This window comes from Sporomusa sp. (genome assembly GCF_035561155.1).
Taxonomy (GTDB): Bacteria; Bacillota; Negativicutes; order Sporomusales; family Sporomusaceae; genus Sporomusa.
This window is the reverse complement of sequence record NZ_DATMYD010000035.1, coordinates 73,475-79,647: the sequence shown is the minus strand read 5'-3', so window position 1 is coordinate 79,647 and position 6,173 is coordinate 73,475. Positions and strand designations below refer to the sequence as shown.

Genomic DNA, 6,173 nt, shown 5'->3' with positions numbered 1-6,173 from the left:
ACGTCAATATGAGGACGATAACTTTGAAAGTCCAATTGATAATTTTTTTTACCAACATTACTCACATGAAACATCTCTAGAAGAGAGAAGGGACTTCGATGAGGTGCTTTTCCTGAGAAATTCCCTAAATATGTATATAATTCTCCGGATAATGGTTTATAAGCCTCATTCTGTTTCTCTTCTTCGACTTTATTCTCAATGAATGCTAATTCATATTTTCTTTTTATCTCTGAGCCTTTAATTTGTTTTCTCCCGCCAACAGAAACAATTTCTCCTAATACGTGAAATATAAGCCAACTTCCTACCAAGCAGTTCTGTGTATAAAAATAGTACATTATTGTAGAGATTCCCTCTGTATTAAAGCGCAAAATATCATTATATGTTTCTGTAATGGTAAAATTACTTCTCCTAGGTAATACAGTTATTAAACCCATCGCTTTTAAACCATCTAGATGACTTCGGGCTTTAGGCACGCCCATTTTATACTTAGCTGCAAATTCAATCTTAGTTGGGCAATTGCATCTTATATATTCAATCATTTCTAAGCATTCTTCTATAGATGGCATTGGAAATCTGTTGTACTGTGATAACGGCTTTAGTAGAAACATATTATCCTCCTATCCTTTTGTTAATTGTTTCGTCAATATATATTACATTATAATGTTTCGAACATTTAGCAAATATTACCTGCTAATATTATCATTTTTTATAAATTTTGGTAGAAATATTACGAATTCTGCTAATATTTTTTTAGCTTAAAAATCAAACTGGTAAAAACGGTTATTATACTAATGTTCTTGCTTAACTGTACTTTATCCAATCTCCATAGGAAGTGAAACGTCCCGCTGTGAAAAATGACCGATATCACGCAGAGCGAACCAATGAGCGGGGAATCGTCTGTACAATGATACCATCCACAAGGTGTATATTTTTCATCAGGATGTCCTGCAAAATAACACCCTACAAAGAGATCTTAAGACTAAACAGCCACACCCCTCATCAAAGTAGCAAAGGTACTTTGATCATGGTCCTTGCCGTGAAGGTGACCGTTTAAATAAATTGAGAAATTGATCTTTCAATCAAGCATGCAGACGAGTCTGCACAAACCACTAGACTATGAATACGGCTACACAAAAATAGCTAAAAAACGGTGTAGGCCTAGATCCTAAGCCTTTCAGCCTTCTTGTCTACCCACACTCTCAACCCACTCTCTTTACGACAGCATCTGTAGCCGGTTTGAAACCTGTGCCTAATGCTGATTTCGCTAGCTAGGCCTTCTCTCATCTCTTGTAAAATTCGAATAGATCGCTTCACTCGCTATTCTTCAGGACACACTTCGAAAGTTAAGTTATCAAATAAAAAAAATACGAGTCATAAAATAATTCGACTCGTAACTTTCTTGTAACTACATTTCAAAATTTAAGCATAAGTTTGCCGCACAATAAATTAAGCATAAGCTTGCCGTTTCGGCAAACTTATGCTTAAAGTCACATATATATCAGGTGGAGGCGACATTCATGTTGTGGTGGAGGCGAGGAGAATCGAACTCCTGTCCAAAGGCATTACTGCATAGGCTTCTCCGAGCGCAGTCGGTGGTTTAAATTTCGCGTTCTTGCCGCCCACAGACAGGCTGCGTGAACACTATCTCGATGAAGTTTTCCAGTCGGCTCTCCGAGAATTGAGCCTCAGGTATCCCACTAAGTGACGTCCTATCCTAGGCCGCGGGAGTGCGTAGGTAGAACGTTAGCATTAAGCTGCTAAAGCGTATTCGTTGTTTGCTTTTACTTTAGGTCCACCGTGTTGACGGGCTGATGGAACCCCGGCTCGCTACCCATACCATAACTACCCCTGTCGAAACCAGTACGCCCCCGTATTAAAAGGGGATCTGGGGTTGCATGCTTACTTTTGCAAACACTATATACACTTCATTATTAACTAATTATATCACAAACCTTGAGTCCAGCCAAATAAAACTTTTACCATTTTAATACTCGTGTACAGGATTACTTACGCTAGCGCCGAATATATTTGGGCTAAAGGAGTGATTCTATTTGAAACCACAACACACCGGTTCGCTGCTGGTTGCAGCATCTGCTGCCGGCTTTGCCACTTTAGCCATTTTCATTAAGTTTGCCTATGCTGCCGGGGCAAATATTATCACGATTCTGGCCGGACGGTTTGTTCTCGCGGCTATTTGCCTGGCACTCATCCTAAGATGGCGCGGCATTTCACTGGCGGTTGATAAAGGGCTAATGAAAGATTTGTCATTGATGGGAGGTCTGGGCTACGGTTCCATGTCGCTGCTGTTTGCCTTGACCGTAAAGCACCTGCCGGCCTCGCTGGCCGCTATGCTGCTATATACATATCCGGCTATAGTCAGCGTGCTGTCTTTTGGTATTGGTGATGAGCAATACACCTGGCCAAAAGGCTTGGCGCTTGCAGTCTGCTTTTCAGGCTTATTTCTTGTTCTCGGCGTATCATTCGACAATGTCAGTATGCTCGGCTTTGCCTTTGGCCTGGGTGCAGCTTTAGTCTACTCAGTGTACATTGTTGTTGGCAATCGGCGTTTGAAGCATGTCGATTCTATGGTTACTACCACCTATGTTTGTGCTGCAGCCGCTGCCGTCTTCGTTCTGACCGGAATCGTAACAGGCACGCTTATTTTGAATCTGTCACCACAGGGCTGGCTGGCGATCATTGGTATTGCACTAATACCGACCATTGTCGGCATTATGGGCTTTTTTGCCGGTATGAGCCGCATTGGCGCCACTAACGCTTCCATTATCAGCACCATGGAACCGGTAATTACCGTGCTGCTGTCGGTTGTACTGCTTAATGAAAAAATAACGCCGCTGCAGATGGGCGGCGGCATTCTCATACTTGGCGGCATATTAATTTTACAGCTTTGGGCCGGAAAAGCTGCGGGCACTCAGGCAGTTGAGCAACAGTAATTATTCCTTCTGCCTGTCGCGCAGTGCCCGTTCCATATCACGCTTAGCATCCTTTTCAGCAAGATCCTGACGTTTATCATATGTATGTTTACCACTGGCCAGCCCTAGTTCTACCTTGACTTTGCCTCTGGTAAAATACAACTTTAGCGGCACTAATGTATATCCTTTTTCTTTGGTCTTGCCAATCAATTTATTAATTTCATAGCGATGCATCAAAAGCTTACGAGTACGCAGCGGTTCATGATTAAAGCGGTTACCCTGCTCATAAGGGCTGATGTGCATGTTGTGCAGCATAAGCTCAGCATTATCAATCCTTGCATAAGAATCTTTCAGATTCGCTTTGCCAGCCCGGAGTGATTTCACTTCGGTGCCGGTAAGTGCAATTCCAGCTTCATATGTTTCATGAATATGATAATCGTGACGGGCCTTCCGGTTTTCCGTCGCTATTTTTATGCCTGCCTCTTTACTCATCGCTACTCACCTCTTAGAATCCTCAGATACGCATACCTATTGTATCTGATTTGCTGTCTTACGTCAATTAAGTCCTCTTACTTTTTCGGGGCTCTGGGCTTCTTGGGCTTGGCCGCAGTAACCGGTTTCTTTTTGGACGCGACAGCTTGTCCCTTGCCGGCACTTCGTCCTTCGCCAGGTCTACCGCGTCTTCTATCAGGCGCCTGATTACCAACAGCTTGCAACGGCTTCCCATTGTTCGCAACTAGGTAGTCAATGGTGCGTTCAGCAGGATTTACCTTAGAGACGATGATCCTGACGCTGCTGCCAATTCGGTAAATATTACTTGTGCGCTCGCCAATCAAGGCATACTGTTCCTCAACATACTGGTAGTAGTCGTCCTCAAGGCTGGACACACGCACCAAACCTTCAACACCATTAGTAATCTCAACGAAAAAGCCAAAGGCTGTAACGCCGCTAATGATGCCGTCGAATTCCTGTCCGACAAACTGGGCCATATACTCTACTTTCTTTAAATCAACGGTAGCCCGCTCGGCTTCCGCTGCCGCCCGTTCCCGCTCAGAGGAATGCAAGGCAATCTCGGGCAGCATAACCGATAATTTCTGACTGCGTTTGGCCGAGATATCGCCAGTGGTGAAGGTTTCGCGGATAATTCGATGAACAATTAAGTCCGGGTAGCGCCTGATCGGCGATGTAAAATGAGTGTAATAGGTTGCTGCCAGACCAAAGTGTCCCAGGTTTTCGGCATCATAACGCGCCTGTTTCAGCGAACGCAGCATAACGGTACTGATAATGCGTTCTTCGGGGCGTCCGGCGATCTTACTAAGCACTCGCTGCAATGCCATTGGCTGGATTTCCTGGGTTTTCGGTATATGCTGACCAAAATTACCGAGTAAGACGTTCAATCTGCTCATTTTTTCTTCATCAGGTTCTTCATGCACCCTGAACATGGACGGTACGCCTAACCAGTGCATATGTTCAGCAACAGTCTCATTAGCGACCAGCATAAACTCTTCGATGATGGATTCGGCAATACTCCGGATCCTTTTTTCAATGGCAATCGGCCGGCCCTCGTCATCAAGCTTGACTTTTATTTCCGGGAAATCAAAATCAATGGCTCCCCGGCGCATGCGGCGGTCACGCAGAATCCGGCACAGTCTTTCCATTTCTTCCAGTGGCGCCACTAAGTCAGCATACTTGTCCCGCAGGAGTTCATCATGATCAGCCACTATTTGCCGCACAACATTATAGGTCAGTCTGGTTTTCACCCTGATGACGCTGGGGAATATTTCATGATTTACTACCTGGCCGCGCCCATCAATCTCCATTTGTGCCGATAATGCCAGCCGGTCTTCACCTGCATTCAAACTACAAATGCCATTTGACAAACGATGCGGCAGCATCGGCAGTACCCTATCGACCAAATAAACGCTAGTTCCTCTGGCTCTGGCCTCATTATCCAAGGGCGTATTTTCCCGCACGTAGTGGCTAACATCGGCAATACTTACGTTTAACAGATAGCGCCCGTTTTTAAGGCGTTCGACGTACACCGCATCGTCCAGGTCCTTGGCGTCGTCACCGTCAATTGTTACAAAATTAAGCTCCCTCAGGTCACGCCGTCCCACCAAATCCTCTTCGCTAATGGTTGTTTTAACACGGTTTGCCGCTTGTTCGACTTCTGGCGGAAACTCGGTAGGCAAGTTGTGTTTCTTAATAATCGATAATATCTCAATGCCTGGGTCGCCCTGACGTCCCAACACTTCAATGATCCGGCCTTCGGCACTTTTTTGTTTTTGAGGCCACTCAGTAATTTCAACAACAACCTTTGAACCTGTTTTGGCCCCCATAAACTCTTCTTTAGGTATGAAAATATCCCGGCCAATCTTACGATCATCCGGCAGGACAAAACCGAAATTACGGCTGGATTCGAAGGTTCCTACCACCTTACTATTAGCCCGGGTAACTACCCGGATGATCTCGCCCTCAACAGCTTTACCAGACACATGCCGCTTATGCATACGGGCCACAACTCTGTCACCATGCATGGCGCCACCGATAGCGTCAGGTGGAATAAACACATCTTCTAATTCATGGTTTTCCGGCAAAATAAAACCGAAGCCTTTGGTTGTTGCCGAAAACTTACCGACAACCAGGTTCATGCGGTCAGGTACCCCATACTTACCATAGCGGGTTTTTATAATAGCAGCAGTGGCTTCAAGCTTGTCCAGTACCTGCCAAAACTCCTCCAACTCTTTGCCGCGAATGGTCAATCCGTCAGCCAGATCTTCGGCAGTGAGCGGTTTATACGCTTCTTCCCGCATAAACTCAAGTATTCTTTCGGCTAAGTCCATATTACTCATCTCCTTTTATCGCAACTGTCGCCTTTCCCTCAGCCGTTACCGTTCCATCCGGCAACGTAATTTTACCTGCTAGTTCATACATTTTTCCCCGTTGCCCGGTAATCCATCCGCTGACAGTCAATTCTTGTCCGATTGGGGTTGGATGGCGAAAGCGTACTTCCAGCTTGGCAGTGACAGCACTAAGACCTTTGGCATACAGGTAACGGGCCATGATCTCGTCTAAAAGCGTACTTACCAGCCCGCCATGCATAATTCCATCATAACCCTGATGTTCAGGTCCAGGGATAAAGGTTGTCAAATATGTGTTATCCTCTTCGCGAAAGGTAAGTTTTAGTCCGATAGGATTATGCGGTCCGCAGGCAAAACACCATTGGTTACTCTCGTTCATAAT

The 6,173-nt window shown here is 45.2% G+C and carries 5 protein-coding genes and 1 other RNA gene; 1 reads left to right on the top strand and 5 read right to left on the bottom strand.

Annotation, left to right across the window (positions count from 1 at the left end; all coding sequences use genetic code 11):
- Both VN447_RS05240 and ssrA read right to left on the bottom strand, forming a co-directional pair.
- Positions 1–608, bottom strand: a 608-nt coding sequence (locus VN447_RS05240) for a hypothetical protein (RefSeq protein ID WP_325523537.1), incomplete at its 3' end; no start/stop codon positions are given.
- A gap of 915 nt (positions 609–1,523) precedes the next feature.
- Positions 1,524–1,870, bottom strand: a transfer-messenger RNA (tmRNA) gene (gene ssrA / locus VN447_RS05235).
- Between the two features lie 181 nt (positions 1,871–2,051).
- On the opposite strand from ssrA, the gene VN447_RS05230 reads away from it, so the two are divergent.
- Entirely contained in the window at positions 2,052–2,951 is a 900-nt protein-coding gene (locus VN447_RS05230) for a DMT family transporter (RefSeq protein ID WP_325523535.1), read from the top strand.
- Here the strand turns inward: VN447_RS05230 and smpB are convergent, their stop codons facing one another.
- From smpB to VN447_RS05215, 3 genes are all read right to left on the bottom strand, one after another.
- A complete protein-coding gene (smpB, locus tag VN447_RS05225) occupies positions 2,952–3,422 on the bottom strand; it encodes an SsrA-binding protein SmpB (RefSeq protein ID WP_325523533.1) in 471 nt (156 codons plus the stop codon).
- A 77-nt stretch (positions 3,423–3,499) separates the two neighbouring features.
- Positions 3,500–5,773, bottom strand: a complete 2,274-nt coding sequence (gene rnr, locus VN447_RS05220) for a ribonuclease R (RefSeq protein WP_325523531.1) — start codon at positions 5,771–5,773, stop codon at positions 3,500–3,502.
- A 1-nt stretch (position 5,774) separates the two neighbouring features.
- Entirely contained in the window at positions 5,775–6,170 is a 396-nt protein-coding gene (locus VN447_RS05215) for a hotdog fold domain-containing protein (RefSeq protein WP_325523529.1), read from the bottom strand.
- Between the last annotated feature and the right edge of the window lie 3 nt (positions 6,171–6,173).

What these genes read in the sequence shown, in the direction of transcription:
- smpB (WP_325523533.1), bottom strand. Translation starts at nt 3,422, where the DNA reads ATGAGTAAAGAGGCAGGCATAAAAATAGCGACGGAAAACCGGAAGGCC.
- rnr (WP_325523531.1), bottom strand. Translation starts at nt 5,773, where the DNA reads ATGGACTTAGCCGAAAGAATACTTGAGTTTATGCGGGAAGAAGCGTAT.
- VN447_RS05215 (WP_325523529.1), bottom strand. Translation starts at nt 6,170, where the DNA reads ATGAACGAGAGTAACCAATGGTGTTTTGCCTGCGGACCGCATAATCCT.